14 protein-coding genes and 1 pseudogene are annotated in these 15382 nt (G+C 70.3%); 7 read left to right on the top strand and 8 right to left on the bottom strand.

What is annotated here, in order from left to right; all coding sequences use genetic code 11:
- Positions 1-10 precede the first annotated feature (10 nt).
- Complete coding sequence (locus tag ACFQ7F_RS10850) at positions 11-1330, bottom strand: ABC transporter substrate-binding protein (protein WP_383269124.1); 1320 nt, start codon at positions 1328-1330, stop codon at positions 11-13.
- Between the two features lie 188 nt (positions 1331-1518).
- On the opposite strand from ACFQ7F_RS10850, the gene ACFQ7F_RS10845 reads away from it, so the two are divergent.
- A complete protein-coding gene (locus tag ACFQ7F_RS10845; RefSeq protein ID WP_383269122.1) occupies positions 1519-2823 on the top strand; it encodes an ROK family protein in 1305 nt (434 codons plus the stop codon).
- On the opposite strand, the gene ACFQ7F_RS10840 is transcribed toward ACFQ7F_RS10845, so the two are convergent.
- Complete coding sequence (locus tag ACFQ7F_RS10840; RefSeq protein WP_383269121.1) at positions 2820-3728, bottom strand: helix-turn-helix domain-containing protein; 909 nt, start codon at positions 3726-3728, stop codon at positions 2820-2822. The two genes, ACFQ7F_RS10845 and ACFQ7F_RS10840, sit on opposite strands and share 4 nt — an antisense overlap.
- A gap of 137 nt (positions 3729-3865) precedes the next feature.
- Between ACFQ7F_RS10840 and ACFQ7F_RS10835 the strand changes: the two genes are divergently transcribed.
- The 3 genes from ACFQ7F_RS10835 (at position 3866) to ACFQ7F_RS10825 (ending at position 7129) form a co-directional block, all read left to right on the top strand.
- Positions 3866-4843, top strand: a complete 978-nt coding sequence (locus ACFQ7F_RS10835; RefSeq protein WP_383269119.1) for an MBL fold metallo-hydrolase — start codon at positions 3866-3868, stop codon at positions 4841-4843.
- A complete protein-coding gene (locus ACFQ7F_RS10830) occupies positions 4840-6387 on the top strand; it encodes a carboxylesterase/lipase family protein (protein WP_383269118.1) in 1548 nt (515 codons plus the stop codon). The genes ACFQ7F_RS10835 and ACFQ7F_RS10830 overlap by 4 nt, the downstream gene beginning before the upstream one ends.
- 61 nt (positions 6388-6448) lie before the next feature.
- Complete coding sequence (locus ACFQ7F_RS10825; protein ID WP_383269116.1) at positions 6449-7129, top strand: YoaK family protein; 681 nt, start codon at positions 6449-6451, stop codon at positions 7127-7129.
- 31 nt (positions 7130-7160) lie between these two features.
- On the opposite strand, the gene ACFQ7F_RS10820 is transcribed toward ACFQ7F_RS10825, so the two are convergent.
- Together ACFQ7F_RS10820 and ACFQ7F_RS10815 are read right to left on the bottom strand one after the other, a co-directional pair.
- The gene (locus ACFQ7F_RS10820; RefSeq protein WP_383269114.1) at positions 7161-7622 is read right to left on the bottom strand and encodes an SRPBCC domain-containing protein; all 462 of its coding nucleotides are present in this window, start codon (positions 7620-7622) and stop codon (positions 7161-7163) included.
- Positions 7623-7632: 10 nt separating this feature from the next.
- On the bottom strand, positions 7633-8958 hold the full coding sequence (locus ACFQ7F_RS10815; protein WP_383269112.1) for an MFS transporter: 1326 nt from the start codon (positions 8956-8958) through the stop codon (positions 7633-7635).
- Positions 8959-9167: 209 nt separating this feature from the next.
- Here ACFQ7F_RS10815 and ACFQ7F_RS10810 point away from each other — a divergent pair, with 209 nt between their 5' ends.
- Positions 9168-9989: a DUF1963 domain-containing protein gene (locus ACFQ7F_RS10810; protein ID WP_383269110.1), complete on the top strand. Its 822-nt coding sequence runs from the start codon at positions 9168-9170 to the stop codon at positions 9987-9989.
- Between the two features lie 27 nt (positions 9990-10016).
- Here the strand turns inward: ACFQ7F_RS10810 and ACFQ7F_RS10805 are convergent, their stop codons facing one another.
- Positions 10017-10577: an NAD(P)H-dependent oxidoreductase gene (locus ACFQ7F_RS10805; RefSeq protein ID WP_383269109.1), complete on the bottom strand. Its 561-nt coding sequence runs from the start codon at positions 10575-10577 to the stop codon at positions 10017-10019.
- A 135-nt stretch (positions 10578-10712) separates the two neighbouring features.
- On the opposite strand from ACFQ7F_RS10805, the gene ACFQ7F_RS10800 reads away from it, so the two are divergent.
- Positions 10713-11372 (top strand): TetR/AcrR family transcriptional regulator, encoded by a 660-nt coding sequence (locus ACFQ7F_RS10800; RefSeq protein WP_383269107.1) that lies wholly within the window; start codon positions 10713-10715, stop codon positions 11370-11372.
- Here the strand turns inward: ACFQ7F_RS10800 and ACFQ7F_RS10795 are convergent.
- From ACFQ7F_RS10795 to ACFQ7F_RS10785, 3 genes are read right to left on the bottom strand one after another with little or no spacing between them, the layout of a single operon-like run.
- Positions 11354-12154, bottom strand: a complete 801-nt coding sequence (locus tag ACFQ7F_RS10795; RefSeq protein WP_383269105.1) for an SAM-dependent methyltransferase — start codon at positions 12152-12154, stop codon at positions 11354-11356. The genes ACFQ7F_RS10800 and ACFQ7F_RS10795 overlap by 19 nt on opposite strands.
- A 48-nt stretch (positions 12155-12202) precedes the next feature.
- Positions 12203-12760: a DinB family protein gene (locus tag ACFQ7F_RS10790; protein WP_383269104.1), complete on the bottom strand. Its 558-nt coding sequence runs from the start codon at positions 12758-12760 to the stop codon at positions 12203-12205.
- A 60-nt stretch (positions 12761-12820) separates the two neighbouring features.
- On the bottom strand, positions 12821-14593 hold the full coding sequence (locus ACFQ7F_RS10785; protein WP_383269102.1) for an ABC transporter ATP-binding protein: 1773 nt from the start codon (positions 14591-14593) through the stop codon (positions 12821-12823).
- Positions 14594-14964: 371 nt separating this feature from the next.
- Here ACFQ7F_RS10785 and ACFQ7F_RS10780 point away from each other — a divergent pair.
- Positions 14965-15382: pseudogene (locus tag ACFQ7F_RS10780) on the top strand (hypothetical protein); the annotation flags it as partial.

The following is a 15382-nucleotide window of genomic DNA, read 5'->3' as shown; positions in this document are numbered from 1 at the left end:
GTCGTATCACTCACTGCTGGGACATCTGCTGCTGAGCCTTGACCAGTTCGGCCTTCACCGACGCGGTGGTCACCGCACCGCCGTCGGCGGCCTTCGCGAAGAGATTCTTGACCGCGGTGCCGACCGCGGTCTCGAACTGCGACTCGTTGGCCACCTGGGGCAGGGGCGCGGCGCTCTTGGCGAGGGTGTCGCGCAGGACCTTCAGTTCGGGGCGGTCGAAGGCGGCGTCCTCCTGTGCCGCCTTGACGGGCGGCACGGAGCCGTAGGACTTGCAGAGGAGCTTCTGCTCCGCGTCGCTCGTCATGAACTTCACGAACTTCAGCGAGCCGTCGATGTTCTTGGTGTTCTTGAAGACGGCCATGTTGATGCCGGCGACCATCGAGTTGGTGGCCTTGCCCTGGCCCGGAGTGCCGGACTGGACGGGCACGGGCGCCACGCCCCACTCGTCGTCGCTCATGCCCTGCGACTTGAAGGTGGTGGCCGCGGCCTGCCACAGCACCATCGCGGTCTTGCCCTTGGAGAAGTCGCTCAGGGACTGGTTCTGCGCGTACTCGGCGTTGCCCGGGGCGACGATCTTGTCCTTCCCCATCATGTCGACGTACTGCTTCACGGCCGCGACCGCGCCGTCGGAGGTGAAGTCGGGCTTGCCGTCCGGGGTGAAGAAGTCGGCGCCGTGCTGCTTGCCGAGGGCGAAGACCTGGTGGATGTTGTTGGAGAGGTTCGCCCCCTCCGCGCCGAGGGCCCACTTGCCGCCCTTGGAGATCTTCTTGCCGTCCTCGACCATCTCGTCCCAGGTGGCGGGCGCCTTGTCTATGCCTGCCTCCTTGAACATCTTTTTGTTGTAGTAGAGGGCGTAGGCCATGGAGTACAGCGGGACGGCGGCCGGATCCTTGCCCGACGCCCCGGCCGAACTGAGCGCGGACTCCACGAAGCGGTCCTTGCCGCCGATCTTGGCGAAGTTCTTCTTGTCCCAGGGCAGCAGGGCTCCGCTGGCCTGCAGCGACGCGCTCCAGGTGTTGCCGATGTTCAGGACGTCGGGCCCCTGGCCGGACGTCGTCGCGGTCAGGATCCGGTTGAGCAGCTCCGACCAGGGGATGACCTCGAGCTTCACCTTGATCCCCGTCTGCTTCTCGAACTTGGCGAGTTCGGGCTTGAGGATCTTCTTGTCCGCCTCGAGGTTGGGTCCTTGGTTCGACGCCCAGTAGGTCAGCGTCTTCGGCGAGTCGTTGGACCCCTCGCCGCCCGTGGTCGAACCGCCGCCACAGGCGGACGCGGTGAGGGCGAGCGAGAGAGTGGCGGCGCCTACGGCGGCGGCTCGGATTCTGCGCATGGCTCCAGGTGTCCCTTCCGGAGGGAGTCACGGGGCGGATGGCTCAGCGCCGGCTGGAGGCAGCGCTGCGTTCAACTCTTGAATGGCCTCATGACTTAATTTAGGACGTGAGTTAAACCGGCAGGGAAGATACCGTCAAGGGGTCACACAGAACCAACTTCGAGGCAGAGCAGGCCGGAAGGAACCACATGGCTGGGCAGCGCAACGGGCGCACGGTGCACGACCTGCGGCGGGAGAACCGCGCCGCCGTACTGCAGCGGTTGTACTTCGAGGGACCGATGAGCCGCTTCACGCTCGGCCCCGCCACCGGGCTGAGTTCAGGTTCCATCAGCAACGTCGTGGCCGAGCTGGTGACGGAGGGGTGGGTGGAGGAGGCGGGCAGCGTGGAGTCGGACGGCGGACGCCCGCGTACGCTCCTTCGGGTCGCACCGGGGCGCGGTCAGCTGATCGGCGTGGACGTCGGCGAGACCCGCGTACGCGTCGAACTCTTCGATCTCTCCCTCTCCGAACTCGCCCGCGCCGAAAGGCCGTTGACCCTGAAGGGCCATGACGTCGGCGGCATCGCGGAGCATATCCGCGACGGGATCGGCGAGGTGCTCGCCACGGCGGGCGTCACGGACGAGGGACTGCTCGGCGTCGGAATCGGCGTACCCGGAATCGTCGCGCGCGAGGGCGAACTCGGCGCCGTCGTGCACGGTCAGACCATCGGCTGGAACGCGGTACCGCTGGAGTCGCTGCTGCGGGACGCGAGTCGAGGAGCAGCCCAACTCCCGGACTCCGTACCGTACTTCATCGACAACGGGGCCAAGACGCTCGGCCAGGCTGAGATGTGGTTCGGCGCCGGGCGCGGGACGCGCAACGCGGTGGTGGTGCTGTTCGGATCAGGTGTCGGCGCGTGCGTCGTCACCGAGGACGTGGAGCAGGGCCGCGCCGTCGAGTGGGGGCACCTCACGGTGCGGGTGCAGGGCAGACGGTGCCGGTGCGGGTCGCTGGGGTGCCTGGAGGCGTACGCGGGTGCCGAGGCGCTGCTCGAACGGTGGCAGGAGGCCGGCGGGCGCCCACCCGGGGGCACGGACGAGGAACACGCGCTCACCGCCATGCTCAACGCCGCCTACCCTGAGGGCGACGGCGCGGCCGACCCGACGGCCCTGATGGTGCTCGAGGAAACCGCCGAGTACCTCGGCGCGGGCCTTTCCGACCTGATCAACCTCTTCCAGCCGGAGCGGATCCTCGTCGGCGGCTGGGCCGGGCTCCAGCTCGGGCAGCGCTTCCTGACCGCGGTGAAGCGCTACATCCCCACCTACGCCCTCTCCTACCCGGCGGGGCGGGTCACCATCGACCTGGGCCGCCTGGGCCCGGACGCGGTGACGGTCGGCGCGGCGACGCTGCCGCTCGCCGACTTCTTCGCGCGGGGCGGGCGGCGTGCGGCGCCGGTGCGCGAGGCCGAACTGCCGGGCTGGCAGACCGCGTTGCAGGGTCGCGGGCCGTCCTAGGGCTTTCTCGTAGGGGTGGGAGCGGCGGTGGCGGTGGCGGTGTCAGCGGCGGTTTCGGCGGCGGCTTGTCCGAGGAGGGTCACCGCTTCCCTCGACGGTGAGTCGGGATCGGTGACGGCGAGCACCAGGGTCTGGTCCGCCGCCTGGGGGAGATTGAGGCTCTGCTGGGTCACGGTGAGGGTGCCCACGAGGGGGTGGCGCATCTCGTAGCTGGCGAAGTCGCAGGGGTGCACCCCATGGTCGGCCCACATGGCAGCGAACTCGGCGCTCTTGACGGTGAGTTCACCGATGAGTGAAGTGAGCAGCGTGTCGTCGGGGTAGCGTCCTGCGACCATCCGCAGGTTCTCGACGACGGCCTTGGCCTTCGCGGTCCAGTCGGTGTACAACGCGCGGGTGTGGGGGTCGAGGAACAGCATCCTGGCGAGGTTGGGGCGCTCCGCCGCCCGCTCCGGGCTGTCGGGGCTGACGTGCGCCGCGAACAGCGCGTGGCCGAGCCGGTTCCAGGCCAGCACGTCGGCGCGACGGCCGCTGACCAGTGCAGGGACGCCCTCCAGAGTGCTCAGCAGGTGGAGCGTGGTGGTCCCCACGTGCTCAGGCCGCGGTCGACGGGCCGGGGCCCGCCTTCTGCCTGCGTCGGCAAGGTCGTGCAGATGCCCGCGCTCCGGCTCGTCGAGGCCCAGGGCCCGGGCGACGGCGTCCAGGATCTCCGGGGACGCACCTACCGACTGGCCCTGCTCCAGCCTCGTGTAGTACGAGGCACTGACACCGGCGAGCAACGCGAGTTCCTCCCTGCGCAGGCCCGCCACGCGCCGCCGGTCACCGTAATCCTTCAGGCCGACGTCCGCGGGACGCAGCTGGGAGCGTCGCGCGTACAGGAAGTCGCCGAGCCTGCCTCGTTCACCCATGTCCCCCAGTCTGCATCGGCGCGTGCGCGACAGCCTGACCCTGCGCGGGGTAGGCAGCGGCGGGTCTGGATGACCTGCGCGGATGCGACGACGGTGGTGATCCGAAGCCGGCCAACCCCCAGCCATGGAGCACCCCGATGGAACACATGGAACTGACGGAACTGACGGGACAGACGGAACAGATCGAGCTCGGCGACGTCACCGTCACCCGCGTCAAGGAGTACTACGGCCCCGTCGGCATGACGCCCGGCGCCTTCATTCCCACCAGCCGGGAGGACGCCTGGCGCGACAACGACGCCTGGCACGCGCCCGACTTCCTCGACCCGCGGACGAACATCGTCAACGCCGCGGTCCAGAGCTGGCTGCTGCGCAGCGAGGGAAAGACCATCCTCGTCGACACCGGCGCCGGCAATGACAAGGAGCGCCCATACTCCCCGGTGTGGAGTCACCTGCGCACCGACTTCCTGGCCACCCTGGGGCGCGCCGGTGTCGCCCCCGAAGACGTGGACATCGTGATCAACACGCATCTGCACGTGGACCACGTCGGCTGGAACACCTGCCTGGACGGCAGGGACTGGGTCCCCACCTTCCCGAACGCCACCTATCTGCTTCCCAAGGACGACTTCGATTTCTGGAACCCTGACAACGGCCACAAGCCTCTGCTCGGCCGCGGCAACCAGAACGTCTTCGAGGACAGCGTCGCTCCCGTGCACCGGGCGGGACAGGTGCACCTGTGGGAAGGAAGCCACCGGATCGACGACAATCTGCGCCTCGACACCGCCCCCGGACACACCCCCGGCTCCAGCGTCCTCACCCTCGTCAGCGGCACGGACCGTGCGGTCTTCGTCGGCGATCTGCTGCACAGCCCCGTCCAGCTCGTCGACCCGGAGCACAACAGCTGCTTCTGCGAGGACCCCGTCGGTGCCCGCGCCACCCGCCGTCGGATCCTCGGCTGGGCGGCCGACCGCAACGCGCTCGTCGTTCCCGCACACCTGGGAGGCCACGGCGCCGCCGAGGTCGAGCGCTCGGGCGACGCGTTCGCCATCAAGGGGTGGGCGCCCTTCACGCCGTACGTGCGTGCGGAGGAGGACGAGGCGCAGGTGACGAACGCATGACCACCGCGAACCGCACCGCCAACCTCACCACGAACCGCACCACGAACCGCACCGTGACCACAGCGCAGGGCGCGGTCAGCGGCGCCCGGCACGAGAGCTTCACGGTCTTCCGCGGCATCCCGTACGCCGCGCCCCCGGCCCGCACAGGACGCTTCGCCGCACCTGCGCCGCACGCCCCGTGGGACGGCGTCCGGGACACCACCGCCGCGGGCCCGACCGCACCGCAGGCCGAGCGGAACCTGGGCGCCATCGACATGTCCCCCTACTTCGGCCCCGGTTGGGTCCCCGGCGACGACTACCTCACCCTCGACATCTGGACCCCTGACAGCCCCGGCCGCCAGGGGCAGGACCCGGACCTGCCTGTCATGGTCTTCGTGCACGGCGGAGGCTTCGTGGCGGGTTCGACCAGGGCGAGCCTGTACGACGGCACCGCCTTCGCGCGCGACGGCGTCGTCCTGGTGACCGTCAACTACCGCCTAGGGATCGCCGGTTTCCTCGACCTGCCCGGAGCCCCGCGCAACCGTGGTCTGCTCGACATCCTCGCCGCCCTGCGCTGGGTACGGGAGAACATCGCCGCGTTCGGCGGGGACCCCGACCAGGTCACGCTCTTCGGCCAGTCCGCGGGCGCCACTCTTACCGGTGCCGTTATCGCCGCGCCGGAAAGCAGGGGCCTGGTCCGGCGGGCCATCGTGCAGAGCGGCAGCGGCCTTGGCGCCTTCTCGCCAGAGCAGGCCGCCCGGGTGACGGAGGCGGCAGCATCCGCGCTGGGCATCGCGCCGCACGCCGACGCCTTCGACGCCGTCCCCGACGCACGCCTGGTCGAGGCCGCGGCCCGCATCGGCGGGATCGACCTGCGGACCAGAACCGCCTACGACCCGCTGATCGGGCTCAGCCCCTTCAGCGTGGTCGCGGACCGCCAGCCCGCCGACGCCATCGCCGCCGGGCACGGCAGCACCGACATCGATCTCCTCATCGGCACCAACGCCGAGGAAGGCAACCTCTATCTCGTCCCCTCGGGTGCCTACGCCACCTCGGCCATGGCCGATGTGCGGGCCGCCGCCGAACGCTCCCACCCCAGGCCGGACTTGCTCCTCGACACGTACCGCGCGGCGCACCCCGCAGCCACCCCGGGGCAGCTGCGCTCCGCCGTCATGGGCGACGCCCTGTTCGGCGCGGGGAGCTGGGCACTCGCCGATGCGCACGCCGACCGGTCCGCGGGCGCCACCTACAGCTACCGGTTCGACTGGCGCTCCCGCGCCTTCGACGGCACGCTCGGTGCCACCCACACCATGGAGCTCCCCTTCGTCTTCGGCCTCGACCCGGCGCAACTCATCGGTCCCGAGGCGCTGTTCGGCCCCGGCGCCCCTCCTCCCGATCTGGCTCCGCGCATGCACGCCGCCTGGGTCCGCTTCGCCCGCACCGGCGACCCCGGCTGGGCCCCGTACGACACCCTCCGCAGGACCACGACGGTCATCGGCCACCGCTGGACGGCCCGTGAGGACCTCCGTGGCGATGTGCGCCGGGCGTGGGAGGTGGGGAGGTAGCCGGCTGGGGAGACAGGCACACGCGGGTCGGGCCACCGCGTGTCCCTGCCGAAGAAATGGTATGAACTCATTGCTCGTCCGGGCCGCCGCTCTCCTCTTCCCCGACGCCGAGGGCCACCACGGCGTCCTGCCTCCGCTCCTCGTCCTGTTGACCTTTGTCACGGGTCTTGTCGACGCCGTCAGCTATCTGGGCCTCGACCGTGTCTTCGTCGCCAACATGACCGGCAATGTGGTCTTCCTTGGCTTCGCGCTCGCGGGCGACGTGCAGTTGTCCGCGACGGCGTCGCTCCTCGCGGTCGGCGCGTTCGTGGTCGGAGCGTGGGTGGGCGGGCGGCTCTCGCCACGGGTCGCGGAGCCGCACCGGCTGTTCGCGCTCCTTGTCGCGGCGCACGCCGTGCTGGTGGCGGCGGCCCTGGTGCTCGACCTGGCCGCCGGCGCCGGACACGTACTGATCGTGCTGCTCGCGCTCGGCATGGGGCTGCAGAACGCCGTGGTCGGCAAGCTCGCCGTACCCGATCTGAACACCACGGTCCTCACTCGGACCCTGACCGGGCTTGCCGCCGACCGTTTCGGCCCGGCTTCCGTACGCAGGTTCGTGTCGGTCGCCGCGATGTTCGCCGGTGCCCTCGTGGGCGGGCTGCTGCAGCTCCGCCACGGCACGGCCGCCGCGCTGGCGCCCGCGATCGCGCTGCTCGCCGTCGTCGCGCTGGCGGCGACCCTGTCCGGACGTACCCGGAGCTGAGCCACCCCATCCGCTGCGCGGCTCGCGGCTGCTACCGCGCCCCTTCGACGAGCAGGGCCAGATTCGCCAACGCCATACGCGTCCCCGTCTCGTTGTCGGCGGCGGGGACGCTGTCGGGGAGCCCCTCGTGCACGACGAGGACATCGGTTCCGCCGTCCGCGTCGGTGAGTGTGGTCGTCATCGTCATCGTGCCGCGCAGCGCGGGGTCCGCGCTCTCGAAGGCGAGCACTTCGATCACCTGCTCGTTCGGCACGAGCTTCGCGAAGTGGCCGTGGTACGTGTCGGTGTGCGAGGCCGACTTGCCGGTGCCGGACTGCTCGTCGTAGGTGAGCGAGACGCGGAACCGCCCGCCCTCGCACGCGTCGAAGGTGTGCACCTGGCTGCTCATGCCGTCCGGCACCCGCCACCGTGCGATCGCGTCCGCGTCAAGCAGGGCCCGGTACACGGCTGCACGCGGGGCATTCACATGACCGGACACCTGTGTCGAGTACATGAGGGCCAATCTAGGGCGCCCGTCGCCGGACGGCGATGTCGTCCTCGTCCGGGAGCTGATTGCCCAGGCGCGCCAGCGGGGAAAACGCCATGAAAAGCGGGGACAGTGCCAGACAGACGGCGGTGAGCAGCAGACTTGTGCGCAGCCCCCACGCCCCGGCCAGGAAACCGCCGAGCAGCGAACCGAGCGGTGTCAGTCCCATGCCGACGAAGTTGATGGTCGCGACGACACGCCCTTGCATCCGGACGGGCGTGATGGCCTGTCGTACGGCCATGGCCGTGACGTTGACCAGCTGGCTGAAGACGCCGAAGAAGAAGTTGATCGCCATGAGCGAGCCGATGGTCACGGCTGAGGGGCCGTGCAGTGCGGGAACGCAGAGCATCACGCCGTCGGCGAGCACCGCAGAGGCCACAAGGACCCTGCCGTAACCGAACCTCCCCGGCAGCCTCGCCGAGAGCAGGGAGCCCACCACCGCGCCCGGCCCCATGGCGGCGAGCGCCATGCCGACCGCCAGGCCCGACAGGTGCAACTCGCGTGGCAGGAAGAGCAGATAGACGGTCATCACGGCGGCGAACGAGAACTGGAAGAGGGCCGTGGCAACACCCACGGCCCGTAACGACGTATTGCCGACCACCAGGTGGAGACCTTCCAGGATCTGCCGCCGGATGCGCGAGGGCTGCTCGGCGGTCCCCTCGACCGACTCCGGGAGCGACTCGCGTCGGCGGATGCGCCGGATCGACAGGAAGGACAGCGCGAAGAAGAACGCGCCGACCACAGTGGCGATCGGCGCGGAGAACAGCGACACCATCGCGCCGCCGAGCGCGGGCCCGCCGATCTGTGCCGCGGATCGGCTGCCCTCGAGCGCACTGTTGCCCGGCAGCAGCTGATCGCGGTCCAACAGCCGTACGAGCGAGGCCTGGTAGGCCACATCGAAGTAGACGCTGAGGACACCGACGAGGAAGGCGACCACGAGCAGCGCCGGAATCCCGAGCACTCCGAGTACGTACGCGAGAGGGACCGTGGCCAGCGCCAGAGCGCGTCCGAGATCCGCGACGACCATCACGTTGCGGGAGCGCCGACGGTCCACCCACGCACCGGCGAAGAGCGAGAAGAGCAGGATCGGCGCCTGTTCCACCGCACGCAGGGCGCCGAGCTGACCGGCGCCGACGTCGAGTGCCAGCACGGCGATGAGCGGCAGGGTCACCTGCCCGGCCTGCGCTCCGAGTTGCGAGGCGGTCTGCCCCAGCCAGAGCTTGCGGAAGTCGGCGTCACGCCACAGGCTCGAAGGAGGGCGCGCGGAAACAGCACGAGAAACGGCACGAGAAAGGGACGGCACAGGGACCCCTTGAGGCAGAGAAAGGTTCGCCGTGCCGCAGCTCGGGGGCAGCACGCGATGACAGGTCGATGGCGACCTACGACGTCAACGCGTGCTCAGTGACCGGGCATCTCGATCTCGACTCCTCAGGACTCACGTGGTGTCGGCAGGCTAGCCTCCCGGCCGCGTGCCACGAAAGCGCTTTTCCTTCCCCGCATATCCTCTGGCGGGTGACCCGCCACACGCCGCCGCGCCCCGTGAACGTGGAGCAGCTCTTCCCGGAGGTCGTCCGCTTCAAGAAGGAGGCGGTGCGGCTCCATCCCCGCGCGGGTGACCCGACGTACCGCGAGAGTTCGGTCGGTGGCCCACTGCTGTGGCCTGCGCAGGAGCCGTGGCCGGTGTGCGCCGAGCACGGCGGGGCGCCGATGGTGGCCGTCGCGCAGCTCTACCGGGCCCACCTCCCGCACGTCATCCCCTTCCCGGAAGGGTGCGACCTGCTTCAGGTGGTGTGGTGCCCGCGTCGGCACAGCGGCGGCCAGTGGGTGGTCCCTCAGGTCCAATGGCGGAACGCGGGCGCGGTGGGACAGGTGCTCGAGGCGCCGCCGGTACCTGCCGAGCAGCACGAGAAGTACGTGCCGCGGCCCTGCGTCATACATCCGGAACAGGTGACGGAGTACCCCAGTTGGGATCTCGCGGACGACATCTGGGGCGCGCTGGAGGGGCGCTTCGAGCAGGTGGAGAAGGAGACCGGGTGGGACTACCAGTGCCACCTCTCCACTGCTCCGGGCACGAAGCTGGGCGGATATCCCGGCTGGGGCCAGGACCCGCAATGGCCGGCCTGCACAGAGTGCGGCCGGCCGATGGAGCATCTGCTGACGTTCGAGAGCGCCGAGGGCGATGCCGAATCCTCGCGGGCCTGGACTCCGGTCGAGGACCACGAGGTGCGGTACGAACACGCGGGGATGATGTTCGGCGACGTGGGCGGGGTCTACCTCTTCGAGTGCCGCCCCTGTCCCGACCGCCCGAGCACCCACCGCTTCGACTGCGCCTAGCCGTATCGACCCGCCCTTGCGCAAGCCTCAGGCCGCGGCGGGCGTGGCCTGCTCGGTGAGGCGGGTGACGACCTCGGTGAGGGCGGTGGCCACCTCGGTGTCGTCGGCCGGGTGGGTCTCGGCGAAGCGCGTCAGGGAGGCGGGGATGGACAGCTTGACGTCCTCCAGGACCGCGCCACCGGCGAGACCCGCGGCCTTACGGGCCTCGTCCTGCGCCCACACGCCGCCGTACTGGCCGAACGCGGTGCCGACGACGGCGACCGGCTTGCCGGAGAGCGCACCGGCGCCGAACGGGCGGGACAGCCAGTCGATCGCGTTCTTGAGGACGGCGGGCATGGTGCCGTTGTACTCGGGCGAGAACAGGAGGAAGCCGTCGACGCTGCCTGCCACCTCGCGCAGCCGGGCCGCGGCGGCCGGGACGCTGCCTTCGACGTCGATGTCCTCGTTGTAGAAGGGCACGTCCGCGAGGCCCTCGAACAGCTCGACGTCCACGCCCGTGGGCGCGTGCTTGGCGGCGGCCTCGGCGAGCTGGCGGTTGTGGGAGCCGGCGCGGAGGCTGCCGACGAGGGCGAGGATGCGTACAGACATGGCGGAACTCCTGAAAAAGGTGCGGACGGAACTCACCTGCGGGACATGAGAACAAGCGGACCGAGGTCCGTTTAAAGTTGTACCACTTATCCGGACCGCGGTCCACTTAGCTGCTCACGGCGTTACGCTTGACCCATGACCGGCTCCGCTCTCCCGCCCCTCCCCTCGTCGCCCGACCCACCGGGCGGGGCGGCTGAGCTCGGGCTCGCCCCGGTCGGCGGAACGCCGTCGCTCAGGGCCGACGCGGCACGCAACCGCACGCGCCTCCTTGAGGCCGCCTCCCAGCTGATGACCTGCTGCGGGGCCGCGCAGCTGACCATGGACGCGGTGGCCGCGGCGGCCGGAGTCGGCAAAGGAACCGTCTTCCGGCGCTTCGGCGACCGCACCGGGCTCCTCGTCGCCCTGCTCGACCACCACGAGCAGCAGCTCCAGGCCGCCTTCCTCTCGGGCCCCGCCCCGCTGGGCCCCGACGCCCCGCCCCTGGAGCGCCTGCACGCGTTCGGCCCCGCCCTCATCCGCCACGAACGCGACCACCACGAACTGATCCTGTCCTCCCGGACCGATCCGCTGCGCACCTACGACGTCCCGGCGAACCGCCTGCGCTTCACACACGTCGCGATGCTGCTGCGCCAGGCGGGCGTCCCGGGCGATACCGAGCTCCTCGCACACACCCTGCTCGGCTCCATCGACAGCGCGCTGGTCCATCACCTGATCGTCGAGCGCGGCCTGCCGCTCGAACGCGTGGAGACCGGGTGGCACGACCTCGTCACGCTCGTCTATTCCGCCGCCCCGTAGGTGCCCTGCGGCGGTGCTCCGTTCTTGTGCGCGGTCAGCAGGGCGAAGGTGAGGAACTCTCCGTCGTCCGCGGTGAGCATGTCGAGCACCGGCTGGTTCGCCGCGCGGCCGTCCGGGAGGTGCTCGGCGCAGGCCCGCGTCCACCGGAGCCAGTCCTGCCAGCCGTCCTTCTGGAGGCGAGCGGAGGTGACCGTCACCAGCTCGGTCATCGCCCACTGGAAGCGCCACCACTCGGCCGTGTGCCAGGCGAGCGCCTCCCAGCCGACGAGATTCTTGATGTGCGGCGGGATCGCGCCGAGTTCGCGGATCTCCTGGGTCATCGCGGGGGTCGCCATGCCCAACTGGCCGCCCGGGCGCAGGAATCGCAGCAGGTACGGCAGGTAGTTGTCCGCCGTGCCGAAGTACTCGAACGCGTCGACACTGACGACGGCGTCGAAGCTCTCCTCCTCGAACGGCAGGGCGTGCGCCTCCGCCCGCACCGCATCCACCCGGTCCTCCACCCCGGCCTCGGCGAAGACGGCCGCCGCCTCGTCCGCGGCGATCCACCAGTCGGCGGCGACGACCTGTACGCCGTACTCGCGGGCCAGGAACACCGAGGTGGCGCCCCTGCCGGAGCCGAGGTCGAGCACGCGCATCCCGGGGCGCAGATCGAGGTCTTCGGCGAGGTTCTCCAGGAGCCACAGCGGGTGGGGTCCCATGTCGAGGCCGAGCAGCCAGGCCGGGTCGTAGCCGGACGAGCGCGGGTATCGGTCCGGGCGTACGAGGTCGTCCAAGGCGGTCATGGATGCTCTCCGGGCAGTTGGAGGAGGGTGGTTGGGGCGCACGCGCCGCTACACGCCGATCGCGCCGTCGATCCGCTCGCGGAGCAGATCGGCGTGGCCGTTGTGCCTCGCGTACTCCTCGACCATGTGGATGAGCACCCAGCGCAGCGACACCGTTCCGCGCCAGCCGTCGTGGCCCTCGATGTCGAGATCGGGCGCCTCGGCGACGAAGCGGTCGGCGAAGGCCGCCTCGGCGCGCCAGGCCTCCCAGGCGGCGGCCGTCACGGCCGGATCGGGCACGGCGCCGTCGAAGTCCTGGTCAGGGTCCGTGTCCGAGCCGAAGAGGAGCGGCACATCCTGACCGGCTAGGACGCGCCTGAACCAGCGGCGTTCCACATCGGCGAGGTGCCGGACGAGGCCGAGCAGCGAGAGCGTGGAGGGCTCCACGGACCGCCGGGCCAACTGGGCTTCGAGCCCGGCGCACTTCAGCTCGAGCGTCGCACGCTGGGCCGCGAGGAAATCGACGAGCATGTGCCGCTCGTCGCCGGTGGTCCGTGCGCCGAGCCGGCCGTCCCGCTCCTCGTCCACGAACAGTTCCGCTCGCCTGCGCCCACGCCCACTGGTCATGCCCGCCATCCAACCCGGAAGGTCATGTGCGGGGCCAGTAGATATCGGCGGCCGGGACGGTCATGCCGTCGTAGCGAGGAACTGCGTAGCCGCGAGCTCCCCGTACAGCGGATCGGCCGCCACCAACTCCTCATGGGTGCCGGAGGCGCGGACCCGCCCCGCGTCCATCACCACGATCCGGTCGGCCAGCGTCACCGTCGAGAGGCGGTGCGCCACCACGAGGACCGTCACTTCGCGGGAAACCTCGGCGACGACGTCGCGCAGGGCCAGTTCGTTCACCGCGTCGAGCTGTGAGGTCGCCTCGTCGAGGAGCAGGAGGCGCGGCTTGCGCAGCAGCGCCCTGGCGATGGCCACGCGTTGGCGTTCGCCGCCGGACAGCTGGGATCCGCGGTGTCCGACCAGCGTCTCCAAGCCGTCCGGCAACCGTTCGACGAGCGTGGCGAGGCGGGCGCGTACGAGAACGTCCTGGATCTCGTCGCCGGTCGCGCCGGGCGCCCCGAAGAGGAGGTTCTCGCGCAGGGTCCCGGCGAGGACGGGCGCGTCCTGCTCCACGTAGCCGATGACGGAGCGCAGTTCGGCGAGCGGCCACTCGTGCACGTCACGGCCGTCGACGAGTACGCGGCCGCCGGTCGCGTCGTAGAAGCGCTCGATGAGGCCGAAGACGGTGGTCTTGCCCGCGCCCGACGGGCCGACGAAGGCGGTCATGCCGGGGCCCGGGATGTCGAAGCTCACGCCGTGATGGACGTACGGAAGGCCCTCGCGGTAGCGGAAGGTCACGTCTTCGAAGGCGACGGCGGCGGGGCCGTGGCGCCCCGGCTCGTCCGCCTTGCTCGCCTTACCCGTCTTGCCCGCGGGCTCGGTGACGTCCTCCGTCTCCAGGCGTTCCGCCCGTACGATCCGCGCGATGGCCGCCGAGCCGACCTGGTACTGCGTGACGCCCTCGACGAGACGGGACACGGGGTCGATCAGATAGAAGAGGAAGAGCAGGAACGCCACGAGCGTCGAGACCGAGATCGCCCCGGAAGCGACCCGCGCGCCGCCGATGCCGAGGACCGCGAGGAACGAGACCTGCACGGCGAAGCCGACCGAACTCCAGGCCACCGCCTGCCACTTGGCGGACCGCACGCCGTGCCGCCAGGCCTCCTGCGCGGCGGCCTGCACCGCTGCGGTCTCGCGCTCTTCGGCGCCCGAGGCCTTGAGCGTGCGAAACGCACCGAACGCGCGCTCCAGCGCGGTCGAGATGGTGCCGACCGCCTCCTGGGCCCGTTCCGTCGACTGCGCGATCTTGGGCATGACCAGAGCCATCGCGCCGCCGATGAGCACGATCACGCCGAGCGTGACGCCGAGCAGGACGACGTCCATGAGGCCCATCATCACGATCGTCGCGATGAAGGTGAGCCCGCCCGCGACGGTGGACACCACGGACTGTGTGGTGACCGCGCGCAACAGTGTCGTGTCCGACGTGATCCGGGACATGAGGTCGCCGGGCTGCGTGCGCTCCACCTCCGGCAGGCGCAGCCGCAGCAGCCGCCCTATGAGGGTGCGCCTGGCCGCGAGCACCACGGATTCGGCGGTGCGTTCAAGGATGTAGGCGCCGACGGACTCGATGGCGGTGCCGAGCACCACGAGCGCGGTGAGCAGGATGATGATCCCGGTGATCGAGTCGTCGCTGCCGAGCCGGTCCACCAGGGCTTTCGCGGCGAGCGGCTGGGCGAGGCCGGTCGCCGCGCCGATCAGTGTGCACAGGGCACCCAGGGCGACCACCGCGCGGTGCGGGCGGAAGTAGCCGTACAGCGCCCGCCAGGTCTCGGCGGCGGGGAGCCGCTCCTGCATCGGTCTCGCCGGCGCCGGCCTCTCGTGGGCCGGCTGCTCCGGCTCGCTCTTGGTCACGTCAGGCAGGACGCGGATGACGGGCGATCTGCCTGACAGGTGATCCGCTCCCCTCCGTGCGGGTGGGATCGACCGCGAACTTGAGGTACCGGCGACTGCCCTCTGATGGACCACTGCGAAGCCACTGATGGGCCATCACTTCTTACGTTCCGTCACTTCCTGGGCGACACAGGGCCCCAGTCTCCGCATGCCATGACGCACGGTGACCATGGAGGGCAGGTCAAAATCCATAAAAATCACATATTCATCTGATTCGTTTATCTTCCTGCGGTCTACACATGGTGGCGACCAGGAAGCGAGTGAACGGAGTGAGTATGCGCTCGGTCGGCCGAAGGCACGCGCTGGGTCTCGGACTTGCGGTGACAGCGGGTGCGGGCCTTACCGGGTGCGGCGTGAAGGAGTGGGGATCCGAGGATTCCGCTTCCCCGCCGCCGTCCGGACGGGGGCAGGGGCACGGGCGTGAGGGAGAGGGCGGCCAGCACGGCGCGCAGCGGAAGCAGCGTCGGGCGAAGCCGATCGGTGACGGTTCGACGACGTATACGGGGAAACAGCCGAAGCAGCCGGACGCGCCCGTCCCCCTGGAGCCGGGTGAGAAGCCCCCGCAGTTCGTGGTCTTCTCCTGGGACGGGGCGGGCGAGGTCGGCAACGGCCTCTTCGCGCGCTTCCTGAGACTGGCCGAGGAACACGACGCGAAGATGACGTTCTTCCTCTCCGGCCTCTATCTCCTTCCCG

The sequence above is a fragment of the Streptomyces sp. NPDC056486 genome, from assembly GCF_042795295.1.
Classification (GTDB): Bacteria; Actinomycetota; Actinomycetes; order Streptomycetales; family Streptomycetaceae; genus Streptomyces.
The sequence above is the reverse complement of the archived record's forward strand: the minus strand, read 5'-3'. Positions and strand labels throughout refer to the sequence as shown.